General features: G+C 51.8%; 30 protein-coding genes. 5 read left to right on the top strand and 25 right to left on the bottom strand.

Features of this window, described 5'->3' with window-relative positions:
• Positions 1-3: 3 nt before the first annotated feature.
• A complete protein-coding gene (locus J1836_RS08025; RefSeq protein WP_207250548.1) occupies positions 4-687 on the bottom strand; it encodes an Lcl domain-containing protein in 684 nt (227 codons plus the stop codon).
• 84 nt (positions 688-771) lie between these two features.
• On the opposite strand from J1836_RS08025, the gene gspK reads away from it, so the two are divergent.
• The 4 genes from gspK to J1836_RS08045 are packed head-to-tail and all read left to right on the top strand — an operon-like array spanning position 772 to position 4,235.
• The gene (gene gspK, locus J1836_RS08030; RefSeq protein ID WP_207250550.1) at positions 772-1,836 is read left to right on the top strand and encodes a type II secretion system minor pseudopilin GspK; all 1,065 of its coding nucleotides are present in this window, start codon (positions 772-774) and stop codon (positions 1,834-1,836) included.
• The gene (gspL, locus tag J1836_RS08035) at positions 1,805-3,001 is read left to right on the top strand and encodes a type II secretion system protein GspL (RefSeq protein ID WP_207250551.1); all 1,197 of its coding nucleotides are present in this window, start codon (positions 1,805-1,807) and stop codon (positions 2,999-3,001) included. The genes gspK and gspL overlap by 32 nt, the downstream gene beginning before the upstream one ends.
• On the top strand, positions 2,998-3,477 hold the full coding sequence (locus tag J1836_RS08040) for a type II secretion system protein M (protein WP_207250553.1): 480 nt from the start codon (positions 2,998-3,000) through the stop codon (positions 3,475-3,477). Before gspL ends, J1836_RS08040 begins: the two co-directional genes overlap by 4 nt.
• Positions 3,474-4,235: a type II secretion system protein N gene (locus J1836_RS08045; RefSeq protein WP_207250555.1), complete on the top strand. Its 762-nt coding sequence runs from the start codon at positions 3,474-3,476 to the stop codon at positions 4,233-4,235. The genes J1836_RS08040 and J1836_RS08045 overlap by 4 nt, the downstream gene beginning before the upstream one ends.
• Positions 4,236-4,299: 64 nt before the next feature.
• Here J1836_RS08045 and J1836_RS08050 read toward each other — a convergent pair whose 3' ends face one another.
• The 3 genes from J1836_RS08050 to J1836_RS08060 form a co-directional block, all read right to left on the bottom strand.
• A complete protein-coding gene (locus tag J1836_RS08050; protein ID WP_207250556.1) occupies positions 4,300-5,676 on the bottom strand; it encodes an ammonium transporter in 1,377 nt (458 codons plus the stop codon).
• A 16-nt stretch (positions 5,677-5,692) separates the two neighbouring features.
• Positions 5,693-6,031, bottom strand: coding sequence for a P-II family nitrogen regulator (gene glnK / locus J1836_RS08055; RefSeq protein WP_207250558.1), 339 nt, complete (start codon positions 6,029-6,031; stop codon positions 5,693-5,695).
• A 61-nt stretch (positions 6,032-6,092) separates the two neighbouring features.
• Entirely contained in the window at positions 6,093-6,779 is a 687-nt protein-coding gene (locus tag J1836_RS08060) for a TorF family putative porin (RefSeq protein ID WP_207250559.1), read from the bottom strand.
• A gap of 269 nt (positions 6,780-7,048) precedes the next feature.
• Between J1836_RS08060 and ubiK the strand changes: the two genes are divergently transcribed.
• Positions 7,049-7,312 carry a ubiquinone biosynthesis accessory factor UbiK gene (gene ubiK, locus J1836_RS08065; RefSeq protein WP_207250561.1) on the top strand — a complete coding sequence of 88 codons (264 nt, stop codon included), beginning with the start codon at positions 7,049-7,051 and terminating at the stop codon, positions 7,310-7,312.
• A 3-nt stretch (positions 7,313-7,315) separates the two neighbouring features.
• On the opposite strand, the gene ureG is transcribed toward ubiK, so the two are convergent.
• The 21 genes from ureG to urtC form a co-directional block, all read right to left on the bottom strand.
• On the bottom strand, positions 7,316-7,924 hold the full coding sequence (gene ureG / locus J1836_RS08070) for an urease accessory protein UreG (RefSeq protein ID WP_207250562.1): 609 nt from the start codon (positions 7,922-7,924) through the stop codon (positions 7,316-7,318).
• Positions 7,925-7,938: 14 nt separating this feature from the next.
• Positions 7,939-8,682 (bottom strand): urease accessory protein UreF, encoded by a 744-nt coding sequence (locus tag J1836_RS08075; protein ID WP_242632773.1) that lies wholly within the window; start codon positions 8,680-8,682, stop codon positions 7,939-7,941.
• On the bottom strand, positions 8,603-9,061 hold the full coding sequence (gene ureE, locus J1836_RS08080) for an urease accessory protein UreE (RefSeq protein ID WP_207250563.1): 459 nt from the start codon (positions 9,059-9,061) through the stop codon (positions 8,603-8,605). Before ureE ends, J1836_RS08075 begins: the two co-directional genes overlap by 80 nt.
• Positions 9,062-9,113: 52 nt before the next feature.
• Complete coding sequence (locus tag J1836_RS08085) at positions 9,114-9,836, bottom strand: M48 family metallopeptidase (protein WP_207250564.1); 723 nt, start codon at positions 9,834-9,836, stop codon at positions 9,114-9,116.
• A gap of 4 nt (positions 9,837-9,840) precedes the next feature.
• A complete protein-coding gene (locus J1836_RS08090) occupies positions 9,841-13,107 on the bottom strand; it encodes a type I restriction endonuclease subunit R (protein WP_242632774.1) in 3,267 nt (1,088 codons plus the stop codon).
• 8 nt (positions 13,108-13,115) lie between these two features.
• A complete protein-coding gene (locus J1836_RS08095; RefSeq protein WP_207250566.1) occupies positions 13,116-13,571 on the bottom strand; it encodes a type II toxin-antitoxin system VapC family toxin in 456 nt (151 codons plus the stop codon).
• Positions 13,572-14,690 (bottom strand): AAA family ATPase, encoded by a 1,119-nt coding sequence (locus J1836_RS08100; protein WP_207250568.1) that lies wholly within the window; start codon positions 14,688-14,690, stop codon positions 13,572-13,574. It lies immediately after the preceding gene.
• 10 nt (positions 14,691-14,700) lie between these two features.
• Positions 14,701-15,876, bottom strand: a complete 1,176-nt coding sequence (locus J1836_RS08105) for a restriction endonuclease subunit S (RefSeq protein ID WP_207250571.1) — start codon at positions 15,874-15,876, stop codon at positions 14,701-14,703.
• Positions 15,873-16,196: a Fic family protein gene (locus J1836_RS08110; RefSeq protein ID WP_242632775.1), complete on the bottom strand. Its 324-nt coding sequence runs from the start codon at positions 16,194-16,196 to the stop codon at positions 15,873-15,875. Before J1836_RS08110 ends, J1836_RS08105 begins: the two co-directional genes overlap by 4 nt.
• A complete protein-coding gene (locus J1836_RS08115; RefSeq protein ID WP_207250573.1) occupies positions 16,109-16,618 on the bottom strand; it encodes a Fic family protein in 510 nt (169 codons plus the stop codon). Before J1836_RS08115 ends, J1836_RS08110 begins: the two co-directional genes overlap by 88 nt.
• Complete coding sequence (locus J1836_RS08120) at positions 16,615-17,769, bottom strand: PDDEXK nuclease domain-containing protein (protein WP_207250581.1); 1,155 nt, start codon at positions 17,767-17,769, stop codon at positions 16,615-16,617. Before J1836_RS08120 ends, J1836_RS08115 begins: the two co-directional genes overlap by 4 nt.
• Positions 17,762-19,282 carry a type I restriction-modification system subunit M gene (locus tag J1836_RS08125; protein ID WP_207250582.1) on the bottom strand — a complete coding sequence of 507 codons (1,521 nt, stop codon included), beginning with the start codon at positions 19,280-19,282 and terminating at the stop codon, positions 17,762-17,764. Before J1836_RS08125 ends, J1836_RS08120 begins: the two co-directional genes overlap by 8 nt.
• Positions 19,283-19,286: 4 nt before the next feature.
• Positions 19,287-20,117 carry a DNA damage-inducible protein D gene (gene dinD / locus J1836_RS08130; RefSeq protein WP_207250584.1) on the bottom strand — a complete coding sequence of 277 codons (831 nt, stop codon included), beginning with the start codon at positions 20,115-20,117 and terminating at the stop codon, positions 19,287-19,289.
• The gene (locus J1836_RS08135; protein WP_207250587.1) at positions 20,114-20,701 is read right to left on the bottom strand and encodes a restriction endonuclease subunit S; all 588 of its coding nucleotides are present in this window, start codon (positions 20,699-20,701) and stop codon (positions 20,114-20,116) included. Before J1836_RS08135 ends, dinD begins: the two co-directional genes overlap by 4 nt.
• 140 nt (positions 20,702-20,841) lie before the next feature.
• Positions 20,842-22,545, bottom strand: a complete 1,704-nt coding sequence (gene ureC, locus J1836_RS08140; protein WP_207250589.1) for an urease subunit alpha — start codon at positions 22,543-22,545, stop codon at positions 20,842-20,844.
• Positions 22,545-22,850 (bottom strand): urease subunit beta, encoded by a 306-nt coding sequence (locus J1836_RS08145; RefSeq protein WP_207250597.1) that lies wholly within the window; start codon positions 22,848-22,850, stop codon positions 22,545-22,547. The genes ureC and J1836_RS08145 overlap by 1 nt, the downstream gene beginning before the upstream one ends.
• Positions 22,851-22,860: 10 nt before the next feature.
• Positions 22,861-23,163, bottom strand: a complete 303-nt coding sequence (gene ureA / locus J1836_RS08150; protein ID WP_207250598.1) for an urease subunit gamma — start codon at positions 23,161-23,163, stop codon at positions 22,861-22,863.
• A gap of 13 nt (positions 23,164-23,176) precedes the next feature.
• On the bottom strand, positions 23,177-24,004 hold the full coding sequence (locus J1836_RS08155; protein ID WP_207250600.1) for an urease accessory protein UreD: 828 nt from the start codon (positions 24,002-24,004) through the stop codon (positions 23,177-23,179).
• Positions 24,001-24,696: an urea ABC transporter ATP-binding subunit UrtE gene (gene urtE, locus J1836_RS08160; protein ID WP_207250602.1), complete on the bottom strand. Its 696-nt coding sequence runs from the start codon at positions 24,694-24,696 to the stop codon at positions 24,001-24,003. Before urtE ends, J1836_RS08155 begins: the two co-directional genes overlap by 4 nt.
• Positions 24,697-25,488 carry an urea ABC transporter ATP-binding protein UrtD gene (gene urtD, locus J1836_RS08165; protein ID WP_207250610.1) on the bottom strand — a complete coding sequence of 264 codons (792 nt, stop codon included), beginning with the start codon at positions 25,486-25,488 and terminating at the stop codon, positions 24,697-24,699.
• Positions 25,485-26,597 carry an urea ABC transporter permease subunit UrtC gene (gene urtC / locus J1836_RS08170; RefSeq protein WP_207250618.1) on the bottom strand — a complete coding sequence of 371 codons (1,113 nt, stop codon included), beginning with the start codon at positions 26,595-26,597 and terminating at the stop codon, positions 25,485-25,487. Before urtC ends, urtD begins: the two co-directional genes overlap by 4 nt.
• Positions 26,598-26,600 lie beyond the last annotated feature (3 nt).

Below are 26,600 nucleotides of genomic sequence, written 5' to 3' on the forward strand. Positions count from 1 at the left end.
TGCTTAGTTGCTGACTAAGCGCGTGTAGCAAATCCAGTTAGCATTCGGGTAAGCGGTCAAGCCATCGGGGACTTCACCGGAATAGCGTAATGCAAAGATTAGGCTACCGCCCAGATTGCCGTCATACACAGGTAAGCTGAAATCCACGCCTTGGTAATTTTCCTCGTGGCGATTCCCGTATTCGTCCATTTTCATGTTTTCGGTGCAATACGAGCCTAAACCGGGGTGGTTAGCGGTTTCGGGGAAATAGCCCGTATCAATATGCGGTGGTGCGCCATTGAATTGTGCCAAGCCCAACAGATCACCGGGCAAGGGCAAATGCCAGTTATTGCGTCCGCACAAGCTGGTGCTATTCAAGGCATTCACGTAGGAATACGCGTCGCAACTTTCCAATGATCCGCACAGTTGATTGCCGTTGTAATCCACGGTGGAGGCGTAGCCAGCGGAATTGTGAAAATGGCGATAGCGCCAATCCTTGTCTTGTAGACCATTGTCATCGGTTTTTTCTTCCCAGAGTGCGCCGGTTTGGTTGTCTTTGACGCATGACCACGCGCCGGCACCGTCGGGAAGTTCATTGCCTTGGGCATCGACTTTGCTGTAGCGTGCGCCTGCTTCAGCGGGTAGGGTGATAAGCGTGGTGGCGCATAAGGTAAGCGTTGCGAGTACGGTTTTTGTTAACTTCAACATGAACTAATCCTTGTCGTTTGGGGAAGTGGATGGAATGCGTCATGGAGTATAGGTCGCCTTCCTCTTTTATGTCAGAATTGCCGAATGCAATTCAATCACCCTTTAGCTACATCGTCTTCACCGCGTCAGCAACGCGGTATTGCTATCCTGTCCGTGTTGGTCATTGCGGTGCTGGTAGTGACGCTTGCCGCTGTCATTTTTGCGCGGCAAAGTCGGGCGGTGCGCCAGACCGATAATTTCCAATCACTGGAACGTTCTTGGCAATACGTGCTGATGATGGAGCAATACGCGGGCTTACAACTGCAATTGGATGCAAAGGATAATAAATACGACGCGCTCACCGACCGCTGGGCGCAAACGTTACCAGAACAGACGCTCACCGAAGAAAGCGGTGCAGTCGTGCGTTTCAGCGGTAAGTTGGAAGACATGCAGGGGCGTTTCAACCTCAATAATCTGGTCAGTCAGGAAGGTGAACAACGCGGTAAACTCGATGGGGCAGCGTTGGGTTTGTTGAAACCGTTTGTGACGGATGCGGGCTTGCCTGCTGGTTTTACCGACGCTATTGCCGATTGGCTTGACAGTAATCAGCAGCCGGAAGGGATTGATGGTGCAGAACGTGATTATTATTTATCGGGTGCAATTCCGTATTTGGCTGCCGATATGCCACTGGTTGATCCCAGTGAGTTGCGCTTGATACGCTTGGAAATGCCTGACCCCAACGACAAGAACACGGCATTGAATCAATTGCTCACCACCGTCACGGCATTACCGTTCAAAAAAACCACGATTAACCCGAATACGGCGAGCAAGGAAGTGCTAAAAGCACTACGCTTGGCAGATAATCAGATCACGCAAATTCTGGATAAACGCAAGCTCAAACAGGTTTATAAAAGCAAAGCAGAATTCCAACAAGACATGGCGTTTGTTGTCGGAAAAGACGATGTATTAATCAATAGTTTCGACGTAACTAGCCAATATTTCCGTCTGACGGGTGAGGTGCGTATTAACCATGCACGGGTTTTCGTCAACAGTTTGTTATTGCGTGACGCAAAGGGGGCAGTTCGTGTCATAATGCGCCAATTCGACCGGGTTAACGAACAACCAATAACGACTAACGATGCTAGTAATACGCCTGCAAACACCGAATGATCCTGATCCCGCTTGGGCAGTGCTCTCCAACAAACCTGCTGATTGGCAGCACGGGACATGGGATAAATTATTGCCCGCTACCCGTGGGCAAGATGTTGTCTTGCTGATTCCTAGCCGCGACGTTTTGTTGACCCAAACCAGCGTCAATACCCGTAACCAACGTCAATTGCAGCAAGCCGTACCGTTTGCGCTGGAAGACAGCATTGCGGATGATCTCGATCATCAGCATATCGTCTGGCAAACCCGTGCCGATTCCACCCAAGTCGACGTGGCGATTATTCGCCGTGATCGCTTGCGCGAATGGGTGAGTGCCTTGCAAGCGCAGCAAATCCGCGTGAGCAACGTGTTACCCGATGTGTTCGCGTTGCCGTGGGAGGCGGACAGCCTTACCTTGTGGCAGCAAAACGATACGATTTGGGTACGCACCGGCGAATTGTCTGGCTATTCCAGCACCCCAGCCGCCTTGCCCTTGTTGCTCGACAGTTTGACCAGTGGGCAAACCGCGCCAGTACGCCTGCGCTTGTATAGTGATCAGATGGCGTTTTGGTCAGCCGATACGCGTTTCAGTATTACCCCCGAAACCCAAGCCGAACAATTGTACCCCAGCAGTTTGCAAGCCCCGCTCAAGCTCAATTTGCTGAATGGTTTGCAAGCCGAAAACAACGCACAATTTCGTCAACAGTTACAACGCTGGCGCGTGGCAGCGGGTTTGGCGCTGGCTTCGGTGGCGGTGGCGGTCGGTATTTACGGCGTGGAAAGTTACCGCTTGCAACAACAACTCGACGCGGTGGATGCGCAAAATCTGCAATTGTTCAGCGAATTATTTCCCGGTGTGAGCGATGTTGACCCACGCGGTTTGAAAAGTCGCCTGACGTCAGAACTGGCACGGATACGCGGTAAAAGTGGTGATGCCGCGAATGCCAGCCATTTGCCGCAACTCGCTGCTGTTGCCGAGGCGATGCAAGCCGCTGGCGGCGGTTTGAAAGTGGACGAGATTCGAGCGCAAAACAGCACCTTGACCTTGAGCCTGCAAACCCAAAACCAACAAGCCCTCGAAACCTTGCGTGACACGCTGGAAAAGTCCCTTGGCAAAGCGGTGGAAATGCAATCCTCGCGCACTGCCGACAGCGTAAAAGCGACCCTAACACTGGGAGGTCAATCATGAAGGCTTGGTGGCAAAACCTAGCTGCATCAGAACGCCGCTTGGTAATGATTGGCATGGGCTTGATCGGCTTAACCGTGCTGTGGTTATTCCTGTGGAAACCGCTGGCAGCACACCACGAACTGTTGCAATTGGATTTGGCAGACGCGCAAGCTGCGCATACCGAGATGCAAAGCCAACGTGGCGAAGTGCTTGCATTGCGAGGGACATCCCCCGGCGCAGCGCCCGCCAGCAATGGCAGTTTGCACACAGCGGTGATTGCTGCTCTCAAGCAATTTCAGTTGGATGGGGCAGGCACAACGTCGGACGAAAAAGACAAGAAAACCGTCAATCTCAAGCTGGAAGCCAAACCTTTCGATACGTTGGCAAAATTTCTGGCCTTAATGGAAACCCAACAGGCTGCCAATACCACTAGTATGAGCCTGAAACCAGCGGATAAACCCGGCACGGTTGACGCACAAATTACACTTCAACGATGAAAAAACGCACCCTAATCCTCGCAGGCACAGCCAGTTTCCTGCTGGCTTCCTTGACGCAATTACCTGCTCGTTTGCTCGTGTCACAATTACCCGCTGACTTGCCAGTGCAGTTGCAAGGGGTGAACGGCACGTTATGGTCGGGCGGGGTGGCGACCCTCAGCGCTCAAGGGATGCAAATCCACAACCTGCATTGGGATGTACAGGCAAGTGCTTTGCTGTCGGGGCAACTCGCTGTCGATCTGCGCGGTAACTTTGCACAAGGTGGGCAGTTTGATGGGATTTGCAGTATCAATCTGAGCCAGACCTTGCACTGTGCACCGCTAAATCTCAGCGACTTTCCGGCGAAGGCGCTTGCGCCGTATTTGCAACGCTTGATGATTCCACCGTTGAGCGGCACATTCCTCGCCAATTTCAGTGAGGTGACATGGGATCAAGTGGCTTTTCCACAATTGAGTGGGCAGGGGGAATGGCGCGAAGCAGGCGTGCAAATGTTGCCGCAACGTTATGGTACTTATACAGCCAGTGTCAGTGAAGGGAATGGCGTGCAGCAAGTTACGCTTGCTTCTGCACCTGATGCGGCTTTTACATTGGATGGTACAGTAACCTTGCAAGCCAACGGTCAGTACGAATCGGCATTGAACTTGAAGCCAAGCAGCGGTGTTGACGAGGGTACTAAGCAATTTTTGAGTAATTTTATTGTACCACCCCAATCAGATGGTACGTTCCAAATCCGTGAACAGGGGCAGTTGCCCAAATAAAAAAAGCGGGAGTGTTAGCTCCCGCCTCAAATCGACTCGAAGAAAATACGTTTATATTATTGTGTTAGGAATAAGCACGTTCGCCATGAGAGACAGTATCCAAGCCTTCACGCTCTTCATCCTGAGAAACACGCAGACCCATGGTCATTTTCAGCAAGGTGAACAGTACGAAGCTGATGACACCCGACCAAATCACGACCGTACCCACACCTTGCATCTGTACCCAGATTTGGTGCGCCATATCGAATTCAGTAGCAACTGCACCCGTGGCGTAGTCAAAAATCCCTGAACCACCCAGTGCAGGGTTAACCACAATGCCCGTACCGATTGCACCAATGATACCGCCGATACCGTGAACCCCGAAGACGTCGAGTGAATCGTCGTAACCCAGCATGTGTTTCAAGCCTGTTACGCCCCACAAGCACGCTGCACCTGTTACCAGACCCAGCATGATTGCACCCATCGGGCCTGCAAAACCTGCTGCTGGAGTCACCGCAACCAGACCAGACACTGCACCAGATACCGCACCCAGTAAGGATGGCTTGCCGCGCAATACCCATTCAGCGAACATCCACGATAGTGCCGCCGCCGCTGTTGCTACGATGGTGTTCACCATTGCCAATACCGCTGTGCCAGTCGCTTCCAAGTTAGAACCTGCGTTGAAACCGAACCAGCCTACCCACAGCAATGAACCGCCGATCATGGTCATGACCAAGTTGTGCGGTGGCATGGGGTCACGACCGTAACCTACACGTTTGCCGACGACGATTGCGCCTACCAGTGCTGCCATTGCCGCGTTGATGTGGACGACTGTACCACCCGCAAAGTCCAGAGCGCCTTTCGCAAACAAGAAGCCAGCCGGAGCGTCATACGCTGAAGGACCGCCCCAGAACCACACCATGTGTGCCATGGGCAGGTAAGAGAACGTGAACCACAGTACTGAGAACACTAACAAAGCAGAGAATTTAATGCGTTCTGCAAAACCACCCACGATCAGGGCAACGGTGATCGCCGCGAAGGTCAACTGGAATACCATGAACATCATTTCATGAATAACCACGCCTTTGCTGAAGGTTTCGACTGTTACCGCCGTATCCACACCTTTGAGGAACATTTTGCTCAAACCACCGACGAAGCTATTCAAGCCGCCGCCATCGGTAAACGCCATGCTGTAGCCGTAGACGACCCACAAAATGGAAATCACGCAGAAAATCGTGAACACTTGCGCCAAAACGGACAGCATGTTTTTTGCGCGAACCAAGCCACCGTAAAACAGTGCCAAGCCCGGAATAATCATTAAGATAACCAGCAAAGTGGAGACCATCATCCACGCGGTATCGCCTTTCTCAGGCACAGGTACGGCTGCTGCATCGTCAGCCAGTGCTATGCCGGAAAAGCCCAGCAACGCTGTTAATATCATCAAACCAAGACGGATATTCATCTAAAACCCCCTTCCCTTACAGTGCTTCTTCGCCGCTTTCGCCCGTGCGGATGCGGATCACTTGTTCAATCGAAGTCACAAAAATTTTGCCATCCCCGATTTTGCCAGTATTGGCTGACTTGCTGATTGCCTCAATGACTTGCTCTACTTGTGAGTCTGCTACGGCGGCTTCTAGCTTGATTTTTGGTAAGAAATCCACCACGTATTCCGCACCACGGTACAATTCGGTATGCCCTTTTTGACGCCCAAAGCCTTTGACTTCCGTCACTGTGATACCTTTGATGCCAATATCGCCAATTGCATCACGTACATCATCCAGCTTGAATGGCTTGATAATTGCCGTCACCATTTTCATAAAACAAACTCCTTGCTCGTAAGGGAAGCCCCGCCGCAACAGCAGGGGCTGACAGGACAGATTAAAAATCGAAAGACTTTTTCCACAACACACTGACACGTGCATCGCTATCACCGTTAACCGCTTCGGCAGTACCACCGTCAGCTTTATCGACGGCTAAGGTCACATCACCCACTTTTTCAAAACTTTTGGTAGCAGATAATTGCACGTTGCTATAGTCCGCATTGTCTGCTTTGAAGTTGTAACGCCCTGCTTTTGCGCCGTAGGTAATGCCGCTGATTTCCTTGCTGTAACCCAGACCGAGGTATACGTCACCTTTTTGCACGGCTTCGGTTGCGTCTTTGCTGTCGATGGTGTAATCGACTTCTGCGCTCGCGCCCATCAGGGCTACTTTGGCGTAGGCTTCGGTGAATTCAGCAGAGTTGTCATCGGGGTAGCCGTAATTGATTACACCCACATCGACGGCTGCTTCACCTTTCAGGTCTTTTTTGTAGCCTGCGTACAGGTCAAGTTCCGGCCCTGTTGCATCGCCTGCAAATTCGGTATTGGATACCCATGTACCAGCATACAAGCCGCTATCGTGTGCGTAATCCAAACCTGCTTGCAGGGCTGGGCTATCTTGTGTTTGGGTGATGCCGCGCCAGATGTAGTTATTAGTCACGCCAACATTGGCGCTAGCACCGGCTTGTGCTTGAGTTGCTATAAACAATGCACCTACCACAGCCATGCTCAACAACGTCTTTTTCATCACATAATCTCCACGAAAATAAATTTTTTGTTTAACGCCAGACATATTGCAATTGACGTGCCAACTACCAATAAGGGGCTTAATCGGGAGACAAATACAGGAGGTGTTGCAAAAACAAGCAATTCACACCGCTTATCGAAGCGTGGGTGTGCTTAAAAGCACTATAAAAGTGCATTAGCCTGCTCTGATGCACTAATTCCACGATAAGGGTTTATCGTGCATAGAATTTGCTACAATTCGGGGCATTCACTCAGTTTAAGGAACACATCATGCAAAGCTTTGGCAACCTCGACGATCTGGCAAAGAAACTCTCAGCACTGCTACCCGAACCCGTGCGTCACATGCAGGAAGATGTTGAAAAGAATATGCGCGGCCTGCTCGAAGGCGGCCTGCAAAAGATGAATCTGGTCACGCGGGAAGAATTTGATATTCAGTCGGCGGTACTGCTGCGTACCCGTGAAAAGCTGGAAGCCTTGGAAAAGCGGCTTGCTGAACTCGAAGCCCAGCAAAGCCAAGTGCAAGCGAGCGCGTAAACCTTACGCCCGCAACATCCCCTTGTGGACGATGAAATCAATGATCGTCTGCAAGCCCAACTTTTCCTTCAAGTTGGTAAACACAAACGGACGTTCGCCCCGCATCCGTTTGCTGTCACTTTCCATGACTTCCAGCGAAGCCCCCACGTAAGGCGCAAGGTCGATCTTATTAATCACTAGTAAGTCAGAACGGGTAATACCGGGGCCACCTTTGCGCGGAATCTTTTCACCTTCTGCCACGTCGATCACATAAATTGTCAGATCGGCGAGTTCGGGGCTAAAGGTTGCCGAGAGATTATCGCCACCGCTTTCGATGAAAATCAGATCAAGGTCGGGGAAACGAATTTGCAAATCTTCCACCGCTGCAAGATTCATCGACGCATCTTCGCGGATCGCGGTATGTGGGCAACCGCCGGTTTCCACGCCGACAATGCGTTCCACTGGCAGGGCTTCGCTGCGCATCAGAAATTGCGCATCTTCCTGCGTATAAATGTCATTGGTCACAACGGCAATGTCGTAAGTGTCGCGCATGGCTTTGCACAGCGCATCCAGCAGCGCGGTCTTGCCAGAACCGACTGGGCCGCCGACACCGACTCTCAATGGATTGGACATGGGGTTTCCTTTCTTCACGATCTAAACAAACGGGTGTATTGGGTTTCGTGGCGACTACTGGCAATGGCTAACGCGGGCGATGCTGCGCCAATGTCGTCATCAGCCACTTGCAAACCTTGCACCACCACAGAGGGAAGCAGCAAAGTCATTTCATGCAGGATCTTCTGCCCTTGCGTTTGCCCCAGCGGGATGATTTTCACCGCCGACAACACCAGATTTTCCAGCCAGCTCCACACATAGCCGTAAGCGGCTTGTTGCAGCGGGATTTGCCAATGCATCGCAGCAAGTGCGAAGGCGGCAGATTGGCTTTGTGCCAGCAGCGGTTTCCAGCGGGCAGCATTGGGGATTTCCAGCGCAATTAGCAAATCGGTTAACGCCCGCCCTCGATTCTTTTCTTCCAGCAATAACTCGCTGGTCTCGCGGCTGGCGTTGAGGGTGTAAATCCAGTATTCCAACGCTTCCACATCAGCGCGTTCCACGGCGTGATACAGGCGTTGCAATACCGGAATATCCAGATGCGTCATACCGCTGTGCAACTGGCTTGCCAGCCAGTTTTGCAAATCGGTGGGAGTCGCAATCCAGCCGCATTCCACCGCCCATTCGATCCCCTGCGAATAGGTAAACGAACCAATCGGCAAGGTCGGGCTAACCAAATGCAGCAGGCGCAGCAGTGCGAGGTCAGTGATCATGGGAATGCGAATGCCCGCCGCCATACGCGCCCGCTTCCGGCTCGAATGGCGCTTGTTCCACCACCACATGCAAGCCTAAACCGTGCAGCATGTCATCCAGCACATGGTCGTGTTGGTAACGGATCATGCCCGGCATGATTTGCACCGGCACATGGCGGTTGCCGAGGTGGTAGCAGGCGCGTGCCAGCAACCACGGATCGGCGCACGTCAGGGTGGACACGGTTTCGGGGGCAGCTTGAATGCGAATGAGTTCGCCGCTTGCACCTTGCAGGACATCGCCGTGTTGCAGGCTGGAACCACGTGGCAGGAACAAGCCTGCATCGCTGCCATCGTCGAGGGTGACGCGCTGGCGGCTGATAATGCGGCGTTCGTGCGGCAAGGTCAGCGACAGGTGCGGCTGGCGGGGTGGGACGCTGCTTTTATCCAGAATACGTTCAATTTTGAGCATTACTTAACCTAGATAGAGGAAATATAACGTTTGCACATTCACAGAGCAGTTTTCATGCCAACACATAATACCCCGCCCTTGCATCCAGTCGAGCCTTTACCCTTTCCCAACTGGGCATCACCTGAGACAGCAAACGGTAAAAGCGTTCGCTGTGATTATGCTCGGCAAGATGACACAACTCATGCAGAATAACGTAGTCAATGCACTCGCGTGGGGCTTTCACCAGATGCGGGTTAAGCGTTAGCCTGCCTTGGGGGGAGCAACTGCCCCATTGGGTTTGCATGGTGAGGATGCTTAACGACGGGCGTTCAGCCACCCAAAGTGCCTGTTCCAGCATGGCATCCAGCCGTTTGGCAAACACTTCTTTAGCACGCGCCTTGTACCAGTCGCTCAGGAGTTGTTGCACCTTTTCTGCACTTTTTTGACGTAGCGTCACTTCCAGTTTGCCGCGTAACAATTTCACTTGCTGCGTGGCATTAGGGTCTTCCAGCACTTTCAGCAGGTATTGTTTACCCAAGTAGTAATGGCTTTCACCGCTGATGTATTGTCGTGGGGTGACGTAAGCGGATTGTTGGCGAAAATCACGCAGTTGTTGATAAATCCAGCGACCGCGTTTTTTCACTGCTGCCAGCACTTCGTTATCATCTGCTTGGGTAGGGGCAGCTACTTCAATCCGGCAATCAGGATGAACCTTGATCAGAACGCGCTGGATGCCTTCGCTACGCGGCAAACGCTCAAACGTAATCTGTTCATCGCCATAGCTAAACTGAAGCATCCGCTTACACTCCATTCAAACCCACACGCACAATCTGTATCACCCGCTCGACCATTGCTTTAGCCTGATCCATGCCACCGCCAATCGCTTTGCATTCCTTGAACAGCAGCGGCAACAGTTTCTTACGAATGTCAGCTTCAATGTTTTGTGGGTTGATGGAATGTTCGGCGACAGATTGTTCCACATGCGCATCCAGTGCGAAGGCCAGTTGCACCCATTGGTCTTGCGCGGCTTGATCGGCAGCCGTGAATACTTCCGGCAAGGTTTGTTTGAACACGCCGAAATACGCCTGCGCGTGGTGGTTGCCTGCAAACACATTCGGCATATCCGGTACGCGCCGTTGTTGCACTTGCTCGGCGAAATCGTGGAACAGCAGGTATTGCTTGAGCGGGTGGTCAAACAGCTTTTCTGCGTCGGCAATGGCTTGGCGCAACAGTTTGGAAAAGGCTTCCTGCGCGTAAGGGTCATCGCGCAAATCCTGCTCGATCAGGCGGGTCACGCGGGTTTTGATAATGTCGGTTTCGTTGCGGGTTTTGTCCGCGCTCCAATCTTCGGGGGCTTGCTTTTGCCCCAGTTTGTTGACTTCGTAAACGCCTTGCGCGTCTTTGATGTCAACGCCGACCACATGCTTGTCCAGCAGCTTTTTTACCTGCGCGGCGTATTGGTCGTACTGGACGGTTTCGCCTGCATCCTGTTTTGCCAACTGGCGCAGGCTGGAAAATTGCTTGAGGGTTTCCTTGTAGTGGCGGCGGTCAGTATCACTGAAACTGGTATCGGCAAAGAAGGTGGCGGATTGTAGTGCGACTTTCAGGCAACTGGCGAAGGCGGTCAGGGCTTCGTAGAAGTCTTCGCGCACTTTCAGGTTGGCATCAACCAACTCCCCGCTTTGCTCCACCATTTTCGGCACGAGTACCTGCCGTAATTGCTCAATGTCGTGTTTGTTTTTGACCCCGGCAAAAATCGCCCACAAGGTTTTGTAAAGTTGCGGCAAGCGTTTGTATTCGGTACTCATCTGGCTGTACAAACCCGCAATATCATTGATGTCGTAGCCACCTTGGGTACGCGCTGCCAAATCCTGATATTTTTGGAGGGTGGTATCCAGTTCCGCCAGAATGCCGCGATAGTCGATTAGCAAGCCGAACTTTTTCAGCGGGTGCAAACGGTTGACCCGCGCAATGGCTTGGATCAGGTTGTGTTGCTTTAAGGGTTTGTCGATATACAACACGGTGTTTTTCGGCTCGTCAAAACCCGTCAGCAGCTTGTCCACCACAATCAGCAGCTTCAACGCATCGTCTTTGTCGAAACGCTCGATAATGGCTTTGGTATAGGCTTGTTCGTCGGTTGAACCAATATTGTCTTTCCACCATTTAGCCACGGCGGGCAAAGCGGCTTCGTCGACATCGGTATTGCCTTCGCGGGTATCGGGCGGACTCATGACTACGGCGGATTCAAACAATCCGGCTTCGTCGAGGTATTGTTTGTACTTGATGGCGGAGGCTTTGCTGTCGCACGCCAGTTGCCCTTTCAAGCCGTCGTCGATGTTTTTCACGAAGTGATTGGCAATGTCGAGTGCAATCAGGCGGATGCGGTCATCCACGCTGTAGATTTCACCTTTGCGGGCAAACTTGCGTTTCAGGTCGGTCTTTTGTTCAGCGGTCAAGCCTTCGGTAATGCGCTCGAACCAGCTATCAATGGCGCGTTCGTTGACATCCAGATCGGGGATGCGCTCTTCGTACAACAAGGGCGTAACGGTTTGGTCATCCACGGCGCGTTGCATGGTGTAGGCGTGGATGATCTTGCCGAATTTGCCTTCGGTCTTGTCGTCTTTCAGCAAGGGCGTGCCAGTAAACGCCACAAAGGCGGCTTTGGGCAACACCTGTTTCATGCGGATGTGGTTTTCACCGCCTTGGCTGCGATGACCTTCGTCAATCAGCACAATGATATTCGGGCTGGAATTGCGGCATTCGGGCAGCTTGGTGGCACTGTTAAATTTCTGGATCAGCGCGAACATGATGCGTTCCGTGCCTTTGCCAATCTGTTCGGCAAGGCGTTTGCCGGAGGTTGCCATTGCCGCTTCTTTGTCTTTTTTGCTGGCTAACTCGCCGCCGGAGGTAAAGGTTTTGCTGAGTTGGCTTTCCAAATCTACCCGGTCGGTGACAACCAGAATGCGGCAGTGTTTGAGGGAGTCGTGCAGAATCAGGGCTTTGCTCAGGAATACCATTGTGAAGGATTTGCCTGAGCCGGTGGTGTGCCAGATAACGCCGCCTTCGCGTCCGCCGTCTGGGCGTGGGGTGTTGATACGCTCAATTAGCCGTTTGATACCGAAAACTTGCTGGTAACGGGCGACAATTTTCCCAACCTTTTTATCGAACAGCGTGTAAAACCGCATCATTTCCAGCAAACGTTGTGGCTGTAACAAGCTAATCAGCAAATGATCTTGACCTGTCACTGCCAACTCAGCAGCACTCCATGCCTGATACCATGCCCAATCTTGGGCAGTGCGGTGGGCAAACAGAAGTTCGGTTTGCAGCGCAGTCAGCGGGCGGTTTTTGATGGCGTGCATTTCAGCGGCACTGATGTCTTCTTCACGCCATGCTGACCAGAATTTGGTTGGGGTCGCGCAGGTTGCGTAACGGCCTTCTGCGCCATTGATGGAAAGCAATAATTGGCTGTAGGCGAACAGGTGCGGGATTTCGTCGGGGCGTTGATTGCGCAGGCTTTGTGAAATGCCTTCGTCGATGGTGGGGGCTTTTTTCGCATGACCATTGGGGCGTTTAGCTTCGATGACTACCAACGGGATGCCGTTGACGAAACACACGATGTCCGGGCGGCGCGTATCGACACCGCCAGCGCGGGTGATGCTGAATTCTTCGGTAAAGCTGAAATGGTTGTTGGCAGGGTTGTGCCAGTCGATCAGAGCAATGGTCGGGTTGGCTTTTTTGCCGTCGACAAATTCGGTGATGGAAATGCCGTACAGCAAGTGGTTGTAGAGCTTTTCATTGGCAGACAGCAAACCTTCATTGAGGGCGGGGCTGCACACTTCGGCAATCAGGTTATCCAGCGCGTGGCTCGACAGGGCGTATTCACGCCCCGCGAAGGTGAAACGGCGTTTTTGCAATTCGCTGCGCAGGATGTCACGCAACACCACTTGGTCGTAGTGACCTTGGCGGGCAATCACGGCTTGTTGTGGGGAGAGAAATGACCAACCCAATTGGCTCAACAGTGCCAAGGCGGGGAGTTTGGCACTGTATTCTTCTTGGAATTTGGGCATGGGCTGGTTCATTGAACGGCCTGTGTATAACGCTCATGCAAGCCTTCTAACCCCGCAATATCTGAATCTTGCGATGCCAGTTCCAAATCATGGCACTTGGCACTGGCAAGGTGGAACACATCAAACTTGCGCTTTTCAATATTGCGTTGCTGGTTTGTATTCTCTGCACGGTCAAAGCGGAATAAGTTGGCTGCCAGTTCGGAGACATGGCGATTAACATCCAACTCGGTCAAGCCATCCAGTGATTGTTTCAACTGGGCAAAACGTACCTGATCTTGCCAGCCAATGCCGCGCAGCACTTCGTAGCGAATCAATGGGGTGATAATCAGCGTCACCTCCTCATTGCTCAATAAGGCTGCCAAAGTCTGCTTGGCTTTGGTACGTTCGGTTTCGGAAGTTGTGCTACCGTCATCCAAGGCGGCGATCAATAAGTTTGCGTCTAATAAAACCTTGCGCATGGTCATTTACACCCCTTGCCCATTGATCAGATTCAACAACTGTTGTTTCGCTTGTTGTTGATCAGCGGGAACGAGACTGTCCAGCTTCAGACGATTTAGATCAATATCAAAGGCTTCTTGCAGCACATCAATCAACGAGGTGGTATTGGGTGAAGTAATCGCTTGGGTACGCACCACGCCATCGGTATCGCGTTGCAGGCGATAGGCTTCTCCTGCCTTTAGCTGTGACAGCACGATGGAAGAATGGGTGGTGATGTAAAAGGTGGTATTCGGGAATAATTGTTTGAGCAAGGGGATGATTTTTGCTTGCCAAGACAGATGCAGGTGGCTTTCGATTTCGTCAATCAGCACGATACCCTTCACCTGTTGCAAGCGGGTTTCATTGGTGAAATAGCCGTAACCGGAAACAATCGCCTGTAGCATTTTCAGGATGGAAGCAAAGCCGGTACTCAGATGGGAAAGTTCACGCGGCTGACCATCAATTTTCAGATTGACCCGACCATCACCGCTGATTTGCATGTATTTGGGGTCGATACGGCTGTCGATCTTGTTTAGCAACTCCAGCACTACCCGGATTTCGATGTCGCGGTTATCTTCCTGCTTCTGGTAGGGGTTAGCGGATTGGGCAAGGGTAACAAACCATTCTTCAATGCCCGTATCCATATTCAGGCTGGTGAAGTTGTTGTTCATGCCTTGAATCAAACGCTGGAAATAGGCATTACGGCGTTGTTCCAATGTACCGATAGCTTTAGCTGGTTTGTTGTCGTGTTGGATAAATCCCCGGTTTTGCGAAGCAAGAAACACAACAGGTAGGGCATGAGCAGGATATTTGATTTTATCTTTCAATGTCGCAGGAATATTATTTGACAGAGGGGCATTAAATCTATCCGTATTTAGCGACATTGTTTTAAATGACCAGCTTGCAGAGTCTATTACCGTCATTCCTGTAAATTTTTGCACGCTTTGATTGCTGAAAATACACATCTGAAACAACGCTTCTAGCGTCTTGGTTTTACCTACCCCATTTGCACCAATCAGGGTATAAACTCGCTGGTTTTCCTGTAAGTTCAACTCGATACTGCCTACGCCTTTGAGTCCTTCGATTTTAATCGGATATATCAACATACATTTTTCCTCATACCTTCACCCGCCGTTTTCCCGTCAGCAACTGCTGCATCAGGGCTTTTTTCTCCTGCTTCAAACCCTCAAGCTTTTGCTGCAAAACATCAATTTCACGATCAGCCGCCGAAAGCACAGCCGTGATCTTTTGCTGCTCCTCAAATTCTGGAAAAGCCCACGAAATTTTCCTGAAATAGTCAAACTTAAGATTCCATGTGTCTGACACCAATCCTTGTGAATGTCTATAGAAAACGTGTATTAAGGATGGATGTTTAAATAAGTAAGCCGCAAATTTTGGATATATATCCTTGTTAGGTATAACAATTGTATACGCAGGACTTACAATACCCTCTTTATCCGATCGGCTTGAACGACCTTGCCACATACGCATGGTGTTGTATCCAATGTCATTTACACATATTCTACGATACTTTGACTTATCTTCATTGGAAGTATCTTTTCGTCCAGTTTCATCCTGATAAACAACGCCATCTTCAGCAGTGATAGATAAAAGCGGTAATCCCTCACGACCAAGCTCAACTCGTTCTTTGAATATTTCTCCAAATTTTTTTTCTTTCCACTCTCCTCCAAACCCCTTCAGCCGCTTCTTCCCCGTCAGCAATTGCTGCATCAGGGCTTTTTTCTGTTGCTGGCTGTTGGCAAGCAGTTGTTCGGTAGTAGTGATGGCTTTGTCCCAAGTGGAAAGGATTTGAGCGATTTTCTTTTGTTCGGGGAGAGTAGGAATGTCAACAGGAAAAGATTTAATACTTTCCGTATCTAACCGTCCTGTGCCATGTCCAGCCGTACTAACCAATTGTCGTATTTCTTCTTTTTTTCCGACAAGAAGAAATGATAAAAACAAACCATCAATACCTTTTTTAGGAATTAAAGCCTTAATATCTTGATTAAATGATACGGTTTTTTCAACAAACCCAACTGGAAAATCTTTTAGAAGTGTCATTCCCCTAACAAGTATTAATGATGCACCTTTTGGTGCTTTGCTCACTACAGCAAATCCTTCTTCAGACAGCATGTCAATACTTGACGAGATGTAATGTTGCTTAAGATCTTTTCCTGAAATCCAAGGGTTGCTTCCTCCCCAAAACTCAGGCTTTGCTTTTGATGGTGTTCCACCTGACTTAAAGTCTGCTAATTTGCCAATTTCTGTAGATTGCCAACCTTCTGGAATCATGCTTTTACTCCCAACGCCCACCAATAGGGATCAAAACTTTCCACCACCACTGCTGCAATCAATGTCAGAAATGGGGCGTAGTCGTCGTGGCAATGCGCCCGATCCAAAGCTTCGTAGTATTCCAAGCGTCGTTGCACCGACAACACTGCCGCCGGAAACCCGGCTTTCATCAATTCCAAATTCATCAGCAGGCGCGAAGTCCACCCATTCCCATCCACAAACGGATGAATCTTCACAAATTCACCATGTACCCGCGCTGCCCGTTCCACCGGATGCAACTGCATTGCCTGTGTGTCATACCAACCGATAAAATCCGCCATCGCTTGCGGTACATGCAACGCTTCCACAGGTTTATGTTCCGCCCCGCAATCAGCACGTTGATTTGCCGATAGCGTCCTGCGTTGGCGTTATCAATGTTTTTCAGCACCAGTTGATGCAGTTGCTTGATGTCCCACTCATTCAGCGGCGCGTTTTGCTGTACCAGTTCCTCCATGAACAAAATGGCTTCACGGTGATTGATTGCCTCAAAATGTTCCCGCAAGGTTTTGCCACCAACGGTAATGCCTTCCAGCGCAACCTTGGTTTCCTTGAGGGTGAGGGTGTTCCCTTCGATAGCATTGCTGTGATACGTCCATTGCAACACCAATGATTCATGCAGGTTGGCAACCACCGCAGGCGGTAAGGGGCGGTAGCTGTCGAGTTTGGTTTTGAGGGTCTCCAAGGTTTGAAAGTTGACACTCATGGCTTATCTCCTTTGTGCAGTACAGCGCACAAGCCCTGCTTCTCCTCTATCCGCTGTTCCTTTTCTTGCAGTTCCCGCTCAATTTCTTCAATGCTAGGCAAGCTGGTTTTGAGTTCTTCGGGTAATGTTCTGGTGAGTTGTTGCTGCCATTCGGCAACACCAATGGGTTTATTATAACTGGCAAGTGCATATTCAACGATCAGGTTGTTTTTTTCCTTTACCAGCAACAGACCGATAGTAGGTTGGTCATCGGGATGGCGGAGTTGCTCGTCTATGATGGTTTGGTACATCTGAAGTTGACTGACAAAACCGGCGGTAAATTTACCCATTTTGAGTTCCACCACCACATAGCAACGCAACTTGAGGTGATAAAACAGCAAGTCAGCATAGAAATCTTCGTCGCCTACTTCCAAATGCACTTGTCGTCCCACAAAGGCAAAACCTTGTCCCAGTTCCACCAAAAACTTTTCCAGATGGTGGATGAGTTGCTGTTCAAGTTCTGCTTCCCTGCGTGGCGCATCCGTACCCAAAAAATCGAACAGGTAAGGGTCTTTGAAAAGCTGTACCACCATATCTGATTGTTCAGGTGGAAGTGTTGCCGGAAAGTTGTTTTGACTTTGCCCTTGGCGTAAATGCAGCCTGTTTTCAATTTGCAAATACAGTATATCCCTGCTCCAACCGTACTCTAGCGTGCGACTGGCATACCATAGGCGTTCATTAGAACAATGCAATTTATCCAGTAGAACAATATTTGAACGCCAGGAAATTAGTGCAACGGTGCGTTGCACTAATTCACGATCGTCCCAATTCTCAGCAAACTTGCGCATATATTTGAGATTACGAGGACTAAAACCGCTCATTTCGGGAAAGGCTTGTTTAAGATCGTAAGCAAGACGGTCGATAACTTTTGCTCCCCAGCCTTCCTGCTGTTGCTGTTGCAGAATTTCTTGCCCTATTTGCCAATACAACAAAATCATCTGCTGATTGGCACGCTGAACTATACGCAAACGTTCATTACCAACCAGTTTACGCAAACTGTCGAGCAAAGCTGGATAATTAGCCGGAAGATCGGACAAAGTGGTTGGCGTTGGCATCATAACAGCAGGATTGCTGGACTCGCCCCGCTGTTTACGTTGTTGTTTGTCACTCATACCCCAACTCCTGCAAATACCCCGCCATCTCCGTTTCCAACGCCGCCAACTGCTGTTGCAGTTGCAGCCGCTCGCGCCGAACCGCCATCAAATCAATGGTTTCCTCTTCCTCAAACGTATCGACATAGCGCGGAATATTGAGGTTGTAATCGTTCTCGCGGATTTCGGCAAGGCTGGCGAGGTAGGCGTATTTCTCCACGCTTTTGCCAGTCTGGTACGTTTCCAGCACCTTGCGGATATTCTCCGCCGTCAGCAAGTTCTGGTTTTTGCCCGCCTTGCACTCGCGGCTGGCATCAATGAATAACACGTTGGTATCGTGCTTATCCTTGCGGAACAGCAGAATCGCCGCCGGAATGCCCGTGCCGTAAAACAGCTTTTCCGGCAAACCAATCACCGCATCCAGCAAGTTTTCCTCAATCAGCTTCTGACGAATTTGCCCCTCGGATGAACCCCGGAACAACACCCCATGCGGCACAACCACGCCCATACGCCCGGTATCCGGCTTCAGCGTTTCGATCATGTGCAGGATGAAGGCATAGTCGCCCTTGGTTTTGGGCGGAATGCCGCGCCGAAAACGGCTGAACTTGTCATTTTCCGCGTCGTCATGCCCCCATTTATCCAATGAAAACGGCGGGTTGGCGGTCACGATGTCAAACAGCATCAGATTGCCGTTTTTATCCAGCAGCTTGGGGTTGCGGATGGTGTCGCCCCATTCGATCTTATGATTGTCTTCGCCGTGCAGAAACATATTCATCTTCGCCAGCGACCAAGTAGAACCAATCGCCTCCTGCCCGTACAGCGCGTATTGCCTGCTGCCGAAGTTGGCGACGATCTTACGCCCACACTTCATCAGCAACGACCCCGAACCACACGCCGGGTCACAAATGCTGTCGCCCGGTTGCGGCTCTAATAGCTCCGCCATCAAATCGGACACTTCCGGCGGGGTATAAAACTCGCCCGCCTTTTGCCCACCGCTGGCAGCAAAGTTCTTGATCATGTACTCGTAGGCGTTGCCAATCACATCCAGCGTCCCCACACGACTGGGTTTGAGATTAAGTTCCGGCTTGGCGAAATCTTCCAGCAAGTGGCGCAAGATGGTGTTTTTCTGCTTTTCCTCGCCCAGCTTGTCAGTGTTGAAACTGATGTCTTGGAACACGCTTTTGCCCGCATCCTTGAGTTTCGTGCCGTTGGCTTCCTCAATCGCGTGCAGGGCTTGGTCAATGCGCTCACCATTGCCCGGTTCATGGCGACGCTCATACAGGGCATAGAAACTGGCGATGGGCGGCAACACAAAGCGTTCGCTTTTCATCATTTCGGTAATCAGTTCCGGCTCATCACCGTACTCCACCTGATAGCGTTCGTAATGATCCTGCCACACATCCGAGATGTACTTGAGGAACAGCATGGTGAGGATGAAATCTTTGTACGTATCGGCACTGATCGTACCGCGAAAGGTGTCGCAAGCTGCCCACAGGGCTTTGTTGATGCTGTCTTGGCTGATTTTGTCGGTCATGCTGTTATTGATCCTTTTTACCCAATGCTTTTGTACCAGTTTCCAATTGTTTAATCGCCTTCTCTGGCGTAGGCAGGTTTTCTGGCATTGTTCCACCCAGTTCCTCAATGGTTTGCCTGACTTTCCGACCCACTGCAAAATGGGTTTGGTTAGCCTGATGCTTGCCTTGCACATTATCACGCTTTAGTTTTTCTTCTGTTTGCGTGGCTCGGAATAGATTGGCTGCCAGTTCGGTTGACCCCATGTGATCGAGGATTTTTTGGCTTTTCTTCAGCCCTTTGCGGGCATGAATACCTTTTTGATCAAGCCCACCGTACAGCCCTTTGTAACCGTGATTCTGAAAAATGGCGAAGTCCAAGTTGGTCGCCACCCCCGCCTGTTGGGCTGCTTCAACCAATTGCTTATTGTGTTCCCGGAGTTCGTTGCGTAAAAACAGGCGTTTTTCATCCTCCTTAAGCTGCTTGAATGCGTCATCGTCCGCCAGCTCTTGCCGCCGTGTTTGCACCGCAAAGTACGTCTGTCCTGCGGCGATGACAGGCTTGGAGGGATCGCCATTTTGTACCACCAGATAGCAGGCGTAACGGGAAAGGTGTATGTCATCCAGTTTGCGTTGAGAGCCTGAGCCAATGGAGACCATTTTGGTGGCTTCAACGAAATGGTCTACAACTACGTGGTTGCTGGTTTCGCAGGCTTGCATCGCCTTGTTGATAACTTTGTGGAAATTCCGCCAGTCACGGTATTCGAGAAGTGGCGCTAAATCTCTCGCCGACCAATACTCAAAACCATCGGTTGAGAGTTGCCTCAATTGTTCAAAAGACTGGTGTTGTTCGTTCATGGTGTGACTTCCTTGTTATTGAGTAAATCATTAGCAATGGTATTCATTAGATATTCGCTGTTACGCTGTAGCTGCGCTAGTACTTGCTGTTCCCGTGTGAGCGTGTTGGCAAAGCCAATAATGGCATGTTGTTTGCCCAGCGAAGGTGCAACGATAGGAGTATTTTCCAACACATTGCGGCGGATGCTTTTGGTCACACTGCCTTCGGCTTCACGCTGGAAATATTGCTGGCTGGGGTATTGATTGAGCCACCATGCTAGAAATGCAGGTAACACGCTGGGTGTTGTCAGACGTAATACATAAAAGTGAGGGGCTACCACTGCTTGGTAGTTCACAACCGCCGCATCGACTAACACGGCATAATTTTTCGTACCGCGTGCTACAAACAAAATATCATTTTCTGATAAAAAATCCGCTGAGCGTTGGCTGGGTAGCTCTGTGCAAATACAAGCCGACCACTCAATAGCTTGATCGACAAAGGTATCTTTCATTTGCACCACCCGCACTGCTGCGTTGGGTATTGCCGTGATTGCCCCGCGAAACGGATAACCTGCTTTGGCTGACACAATGTCCTTGAGCAACATTTTCTACATCCTCAATGGTGACGTAGACACAATAACAAGCCAAAACAGGAATGGCAATATGCTTTTTTTTGCGTAAATAGCAATGATGCAATGAGTGAGTGGTAGACAGAATCATTGTCTACCACCCACAAAGGAAGGGATCAGAACAAGAAATAACGTTGAGCCAACGGCAATTCACTCGCCGGTTCGCAAATCAGCAGTTCACCATCCGCCCGCACCTGATAGGTTTGCGAATCCACTTCAATCACCGGCTGGTAGTCGTTGTGAATCATACTGGCTTTGCTGATCGTGCGGCAGTTTTTCACCACACCAATCAGGCTTTGTAAGCCCAATTGCTGATGCACGCCCGCGTTGTAGCCCGCTTGCGAGAGGAAGGTCATGGTAGTGGCGTGTTTAGCTTTGCCGAATGCGCCAAACATCGGGCGGTAATGCACCGGCTGCGGGGTGGGAATCGACGCATTCGGGTCGCCCATCGGTGCGGCGATAATCATGCCGCCTTTGATAATCAGGCTCGGTTTTGCGCCGAAAAATGCCGGTTTCCACAGCACCAAATCCGCTAATTTACCCACTTCGATCGAACCGACTTCGTGGGAAATGCCGTGCGTAATCGCGGGGTTGATGGTGTATTTGGCAATATAACGTTTGGCGCGGAAGTTGTCGTGTGTGGCGGGGTCAGTGCCGAGGCTACCGCGTTGCACTTTCATTTTGTGCGCGGTTTGCCAAGTACGAATGATGACTTCGCCGACGCGCCCCATCGCTTGCGAGTCAGAGGAGATCATCGAGAATGCGCCCAAGTCGTGCAAAATGTCTTCGGCAGCAATGGTTTCGCGGCGAATGCGGCTTTCGGCAAACGCCACGTCTTCGGCAATCGCAGGCGACAGGTGATGGCAGACCATCAACATGTCGAGGTGTTCGTCGACCGTATTGATGGTGTAAGGGCGCGTCGGGTTGGTGGACGATGGCAAGATATTCGCTTGTCCACAGGCTTTGATAATGTCGGGAGCGTGTCCGCCGCCTGCGCCTTCGGTGTGGTAAGTGTGAATCACGCGCCCTTTCATGGCGGCAAGCGTGTCTTCGAGGAAACCAGATTCATTCAGCGTGTCGGTATGAATGGCAACTTGCACGTCCAGCTCATCCGCCACTGTCAGGCAGTTGTCGATGGCGGCGGGGGTTGTGCCCCAGTCTTCGTGCAGCTTCAAACCGATAGCACCCGCTGCAACTTGTTCGCGCAAGGGTTCGGGTAGGCTGACATTGCCTTTGCCCAAGAAGCCGAGGTTCATCGGTAAACTATCGGCGGCTTCCAACATACGGTGCAAATTCCAGATGCCGGGGGTGCAAGTGGTGGCATTCGTACCGGTTGCAGGCCCCGTACCGCCGCCGAGCATGGTCGTCACACCGGACATTAAGGCTTCGTCGATTTGCTGCGGGCAAATGAAGTGGATGTGTGAATCAATCCCTCCAGCGGTGAGAATATGGCCTTCACCTGCAATCGCTTCCGTACCTGCACCAACCAGAATGTTTACGCCCGCTTGGGTGTCGGGGTTTCCCGCTTTGCCGATGCCGACAATGCGCCCGTGTTTGATGCCGATGTCGGCTTTGACAATGCCCCAATGGTCGAGGATCAGCGCGTTGGTAATCACCACGTCCACGACTTCGGCGTCGTTGCGTTGGCATTGCCCCATACCGTCGCGAATGACTTTGCCGCCGCCGAATTTGACTTCATCGCCGTACACCGTGTGGTCGTGTTCGACTTCGATAATGAGTGCGGTGTCGCCCAACCGCACGCGGTCGCCGGTGGTAGGACCGTACATTTCAGCGTAAGCCTGTCTGCTAATCCGTGCCATTATAATGCCCCCATGATTTTGCCTTGGAAACCGTAGACTTCGCGTGTACCAGCGAGTGCTACCAACTCGACCTCGCGGGTTTGCCCCGGCTCAAACCTTACGGCAGTTCCGGCGGGAATATTGAGGCGGAAACCGCGTGCCTGGTCGCGTTCAAACGCGAGGGCGTTGTTGGTTTCAAAGAAATGGTAGTGCGAACCGACCTGAATCGGGCGGTCGCCGGTATTGGCAACGGTGAGGGTCACGGTTTCACGCCCTGCGTTGAGTTCGATGTCGCCTTCAGCAGCGAAAAGTTGTCCGGGAATCATGGGGTACTCCTTACACAATCGGGTCATGCACGGTGACAAGTTTAGTGCCATCGGGGAAAGTCGCTTCCACCTGCACGTCGTGGATCATCTCGGCAATGCCGTCCATTACGTCGTCACGGCTTAACAACGTCCGCCCGTAATCCATCATTTCGGCGACGGAACGCCCATCACGTGCGCCTTCCATAATCGCGCAACTGATGTAAGCAATGGCTTCGGGGTAGTTGAGTTTTAAGCCACGTGCTTTGCGGCGTTCAGCGAGTAATCCTGCGGTGAATAGCAGCAGTTTGTCTTTTTCGCGGGGGGTGAGTTCCATTGTGTTGTTCCTCCTAAGTATTCCAGATGCGCGGCGGTGTGGCGGAGCGCCCCGTGACCAAGGGACGGATAATCTGCCAAAGCTGCCGGAATAAGCGCTGTGCTTGCGCGGTGCTATTGCCGAGGTAACGCACGACCAATACACCGTTGAATAAAGTTACGCCAGCACTGCCGTTGGCAATGTCTTGACAATGTGGGCGCACGGCTTCGAGTAGTTCCGGCGTGGCAGGGGTAGCCAACAGCGTTGCCATGACGGGTTGCCCGCGTAATCCGGCGGCGGTGTGCAAAGCGGTTTCGTCGGCAATCAGCAAGCGATCCAGTAATAGCGGTTTGCCGTCACGATACAGTGCGGTTCTGAATAATGCCCTGCCTTGTGCGAAAGTTTCGCCAATCACGGGGCGACCGAGGCAGTGGATTTCCCAGCCGATGTATTGCGCCGTCGCATCCAAATGAATCGCGCTGTGCAAGGCTGTATTTGCGCCGGGGAAAAAGATGTTTTCCTGCGGCAACCACTCCAGACAGCCTTGCGTGACGTGGAAATGTTGGTGTTGTTGCGCTTGTAGTCCGGCGCTGCGGTAAAACTTGGTTGCACCGGGCGTGGTAAGCAGCGCATGGGCGGCGGGGTCAACCTGAAAGTCCATCTGCAAACAATCACCGCCCACGACACCGCCGGGCGGGTGTAGCACGTAGGCGTGGCAAACATCACCTTCGGGGTAAAACGGGCGTTGCACCGCCAACGGCCCCCGCTGGGAACGGCTGGCAAGCACGGTTTTGGTGCTACGCTGCTCGAAACCGAGTTGCAGTTTGGCTTGCCAGCCTTGCGTGGTAGTAGTTATGGTCACACTGTAAGATACCGCTGAATCAGCATGTCATCCAGCGTGTGCATCTCCCCCTCCGCCACGCGCCGCCCGCGATCCAGAATACAAAACCGATCGCCCACTTTCCGCGCAAACGGCAATTTCTGTTCCACCAGCAACACAGTCAGCCCAATGTCTTTATTGAGCTTGCGGATAATGTCGCCGATTTCCGCCACGATATTCGGCTGAATCCCTTCGGTCGGTTCGTCGAGAATCAGCAATTTCGGGTCAAGCACCAACGCCCGCCCAATCGCCAACTGTTGCTGTTGCCCGCCGGACAAGTCGCCGCCACGCCGCCCCAGCATTTCCTTCAACACCGGGAACAGCTCAAAAATGAACGGCGGAATGCTGCGCACCTTGTCACGCCGCGCTGGCAAACCAATCAGCAAATTCTCCTCCACCGTCAGTAGCGGAAAAATCTGCCGCCCTTGTGGCACGTAACCAATGCCGAGGTTGGCACGCTTTTCCGCATCCACCCCCAGCAGGTTTTGCCCTTGATACTGAATCACGCCATCCCGTGCTTTGATCAAGCCCATGATGCACTGGAGCAAGGTGGTTTTACCCACGCCATTGCGCCCCATCAGCACGGTGCATTGCCCTTCCGGGACGTGCATTTCCAGATCCCACAGCGTGTGGCTTTCGCCGTAATACTGGTTGAGTTGTTCGACTTTGAGCATTTATTCCCCCAGATACACTTCGATCACGCGCTGATCGTTTTGTACGTCGTCCATTGTGCCTTCGGCTAACACGCTGCCTTGGTGTAACACCGTGACTTTGTTGGCGATGGAACGCACAAAATCCATGTCATGTTCCACCACGACCACCGAATGTTTGCCTGCCAAGGAGGTGAGCAATTCGGCAGTACGCTCCATTTCCTGATGCGTCATTCCCGCCACAGGCTCGTCAACCAGCAACAAATGCGGTTTTTGCACCAGCAACATGCCGATTTCCAGCCATTGCTTTTGCCCGTGGGATAATGCGCCAGCTTGCTGATGGTAATGGTCAGTCAAGCCGATGGTGTGCAAGGTTGCGTCGATCAGGGCTTGCTGTTCGCCGCTTAACCGGGCACGGAGGCTGTACCACACGCTTTTATTGCCGTGCATCGCTAGTTCCAGATTTTCGGCAACGCTGTGCGACTCGAACACGGTGGGTTTCTGGAATTTGCGCCCGATACCGGCGTTGGCGATTTCGGGTTCGGAGAGTTTCAGCAAATCCACCGTTTGCCCGAACCACGCCTGCCCGCTATTGGGACGGGTTTTGCCGGTGATAATGTCCATCATGGTGGTTTTGCCCGCACCGTTGGGGCCGATGATGCAACGCAATTCGCCGGAATCAATGTACAGCGTCAGGTCATTGATAGCCTTGAAACCGTCAAAGCTGACGTTCAACCCTTCCAGATACAGAATCGCCTTGTGGCTGGCATCCGGTTGCCCCGCTTCCGGTTGGCGTAAATGTGCGCCTTCACTCATGCCGCAGCCCTCCGTTGTAACCAGCCTTTCGCTTGAAACTGTTGCACCAGCCCCGCCAAGCCTTGCGGCAAATACAGCGTGACCAGCACGAATAATGCACCTAACATGAAAATCCACGATTCCGGCATCAGTCCCGTGAACACCGTTTTGGCGTAGTTGACCAGAATCGCGCCCAACACCGCGCCGTAGAGCGTGGCACGCCCGCCAATCGCCACCCAAATCACGATTTCAATCGAGTTGAGCGGGGAAAATTCGCCGGGGTTGATAATGCCGACTTGCGGCACGTACAACGCCCCCGCGACACCTGCCAACATTGCCGACACGGTAAACACCCACACCTTGTAGTGCTCAACACGGTAGCCAACGAAACGGGTACGGCTTTCCGCATCACGAATCGCCACCACAATCCGCCCCAGCTTGGAGTTGATAATGTAACGGCACAGCAAATAGCCGCCTGCCAACGCCAGTCCCGACAGCACGAACAAAGTCATGCGCGTATTGTCCGATTGCAGGCTGAAACCGAGAATATCTTTAAAGTCGGTCAAGCCGTTATTGCCGCCAAACCCCATTTCATTGCGGAAAAACGCCAGCAACAGCGCGTAAGTGAGCGCTTGGGTAATGATCGACAAATACACGCCTGTCACCCGTGAGCGAAACGCCAACCAGCCAAACACAAACGCCAGCAACCCCGGTACGAGCAAGACCATCAGCATCGCAAACCAGAACATATCAAAGCCCTGCCAAAACCACGGCAGTTCCTTCCAGTTCAGAAACACCATGAAATCCGGTAAGTTGGCATTGCCATACACGCCGCGATCCCCGATTTGGCGCATCAAATACATGCCCATCGCGTAACCGCCGAGGGCAAAGAATGCCCCGTGTCCGAGGCTGAGGATTCCCAGATACCCCCACACCAAATCCACCGCTACGGCTAACAGTGCGTAGGTCAAATACTTGCCGAGTAACGTTACCAAATACGTCGGCATGTGCAGAAAATTGCCTTCCGGCACGAGCAAGTTCAGTACAGGGACAAGCACCAACACCAGCGCGAGTACCGCCAGCATGATTTGCCCACCCCGATCGTTTTGCAGAATACGTGTGATGAACATGAC

It is taken from the genome of Thiothrix fructosivorans (assembly GCF_017349355.1).
Classification (GTDB): domain Bacteria; phylum Pseudomonadota; class Gammaproteobacteria; order Thiotrichales; family Thiotrichaceae; genus Thiothrix; species Thiothrix fructosivorans.

Bases quoted from the DNA above. Each gene is read 5' to 3' on its own strand.
- ureA (WP_207250598.1), bottom strand. From the start codon at position 23,163: ATGGAACTCACCCCCCGCGAAAAAGACAAACTGCTGCTATTCACCGCA.
- J1836_RS08060 (WP_207250559.1), bottom strand. From the start codon at position 6,779: ATGAAAAAGACGTTGTTGAGCATGGCTGTGGTAGGTGCATTGTTTATA.
- ubiK (WP_207250561.1), top strand. From the start codon at position 7,049: ATGCAAAGCTTTGGCAACCTCGACGATCTGGCAAAGAAACTCTCAGCA.
- ureC (WP_207250589.1), bottom strand. From the start codon at position 22,545: ATGGCACGGATTAGCAGACAGGCTTACGCTGAAATGTACGGTCCTACC.
- J1836_RS08100 (WP_207250568.1), bottom strand. From the start codon at position 14,690: ATGTTGATATATCCGATTAAAATCGAAGGACTCAAAGGCGTAGGCAGT.
- urtE (WP_207250602.1), bottom strand. From the start codon at position 24,696: ATGCTCAAAGTCGAACAACTCAACCAGTATTACGGCGAAAGCCACACG.
- urtD (WP_207250610.1), bottom strand. From the start codon at position 25,488: ATGAGTGAAGGCGCACATTTACGCCAACCGGAAGCGGGGCAACCGGAT.
- J1836_RS08085 (WP_207250564.1), bottom strand. From the start codon at position 9,836: ATGCTTCAGTTTAGCTATGGCGATGAACAGATTACGTTTGAGCGTTTG.
- ureE (WP_207250563.1), bottom strand. From the start codon at position 9,061: ATGCTCAAAATTGAACGTATTCTGGATAAAAGCAGCGTCCCACCCCGC.
- dinD (WP_207250584.1), bottom strand. From the start codon at position 20,117: ATGAACGAACAACACCAGTCTTTTGAACAATTGAGGCAACTCTCAACC.
- J1836_RS08105 (WP_207250571.1), bottom strand. From the start codon at position 15,876: ATGATTCCAGAAGGTTGGCAATCTACAGAAATTGGCAAATTAGCAGAC.
- J1836_RS08110 (WP_242632775.1), bottom strand. From the start codon at position 16,196: ATGGCGGATTTTATCGGTTGGTATGACACACAGGCAATGCAGTTGCAT.
- urtC (WP_207250618.1), bottom strand. From the start codon at position 26,597: ATGTTCATCACACGTATTCTGCAAAACGATCGGGGTGGGCAAATCATG.
- J1836_RS08125 (WP_207250582.1), bottom strand. From the start codon at position 19,282: ATGACCGACAAAATCAGCCAAGACAGCATCAACAAAGCCCTGTGGGCA.
- J1836_RS08075 (WP_242632773.1), bottom strand. From the start codon at position 8,682: ATGTGGTGGTGGAACAAGCGCCATTCGAGCCGGAAGCGGGCGCGTATG.
- gspK (WP_207250550.1), top strand. From the start codon at position 772: ATGCAATTCAATCACCCTTTAGCTACATCGTCTTCACCGCGTCAGCAA.
- J1836_RS08040 (WP_207250553.1), top strand. From the start codon at position 2,998: ATGAAGGCTTGGTGGCAAAACCTAGCTGCATCAGAACGCCGCTTGGTA.
- glnK (WP_207250558.1), bottom strand. From the start codon at position 6,031: ATGAAAATGGTGACGGCAATTATCAAGCCATTCAAGCTGGATGATGTA.
- J1836_RS08095 (WP_207250566.1), bottom strand. From the start codon at position 13,571: ATGACCATGCGCAAGGTTTTATTAGACGCAAACTTATTGATCGCCGCC.
- J1836_RS08045 (WP_207250555.1), top strand. From the start codon at position 3,474: ATGAAAAAACGCACCCTAATCCTCGCAGGCACAGCCAGTTTCCTGCTG.
- J1836_RS08135 (WP_207250587.1), bottom strand. From the start codon at position 20,701: ATGTTGCTCAAGGACATTGTGTCAGCCAAAGCAGGTTATCCGTTTCGC.
- J1836_RS08145 (WP_207250597.1), bottom strand. From the start codon at position 22,850: ATGATTCCCGGACAACTTTTCGCTGCTGAAGGCGACATCGAACTCAAC.
- J1836_RS08025 (WP_207250548.1), bottom strand. From the start codon at position 687: ATGTTGAAGTTAACAAAAACCGTACTCGCAACGCTTACCTTATGCGCC.
- J1836_RS08090 (WP_242632774.1), bottom strand. From the start codon at position 13,107: ATGCCCAAATTCCAAGAAGAATACAGTGCCAAACTCCCCGCCTTGGCA.
- ureG (WP_207250562.1), bottom strand. From the start codon at position 7,924: ATGTCCAATCCATTGAGAGTCGGTGTCGGCGGCCCAGTCGGTTCTGGC.
- J1836_RS08120 (WP_207250581.1), bottom strand. From the start codon at position 17,769: ATGAGTGACAAACAACAACGTAAACAGCGGGGCGAGTCCAGCAATCCT.
- J1836_RS08115 (WP_207250573.1), bottom strand. From the start codon at position 16,618: ATGAGTGTCAACTTTCAAACCTTGGAGACCCTCAAAACCAAACTCGAC.
- gspL (WP_207250551.1), top strand. From the start codon at position 1,805: ATGCTAGTAATACGCCTGCAAACACCGAATGATCCTGATCCCGCTTGG.
- J1836_RS08050 (WP_207250556.1), bottom strand. From the start codon at position 5,676: ATGAATATCCGTCTTGGTTTGATGATATTAACAGCGTTGCTGGGCTTT.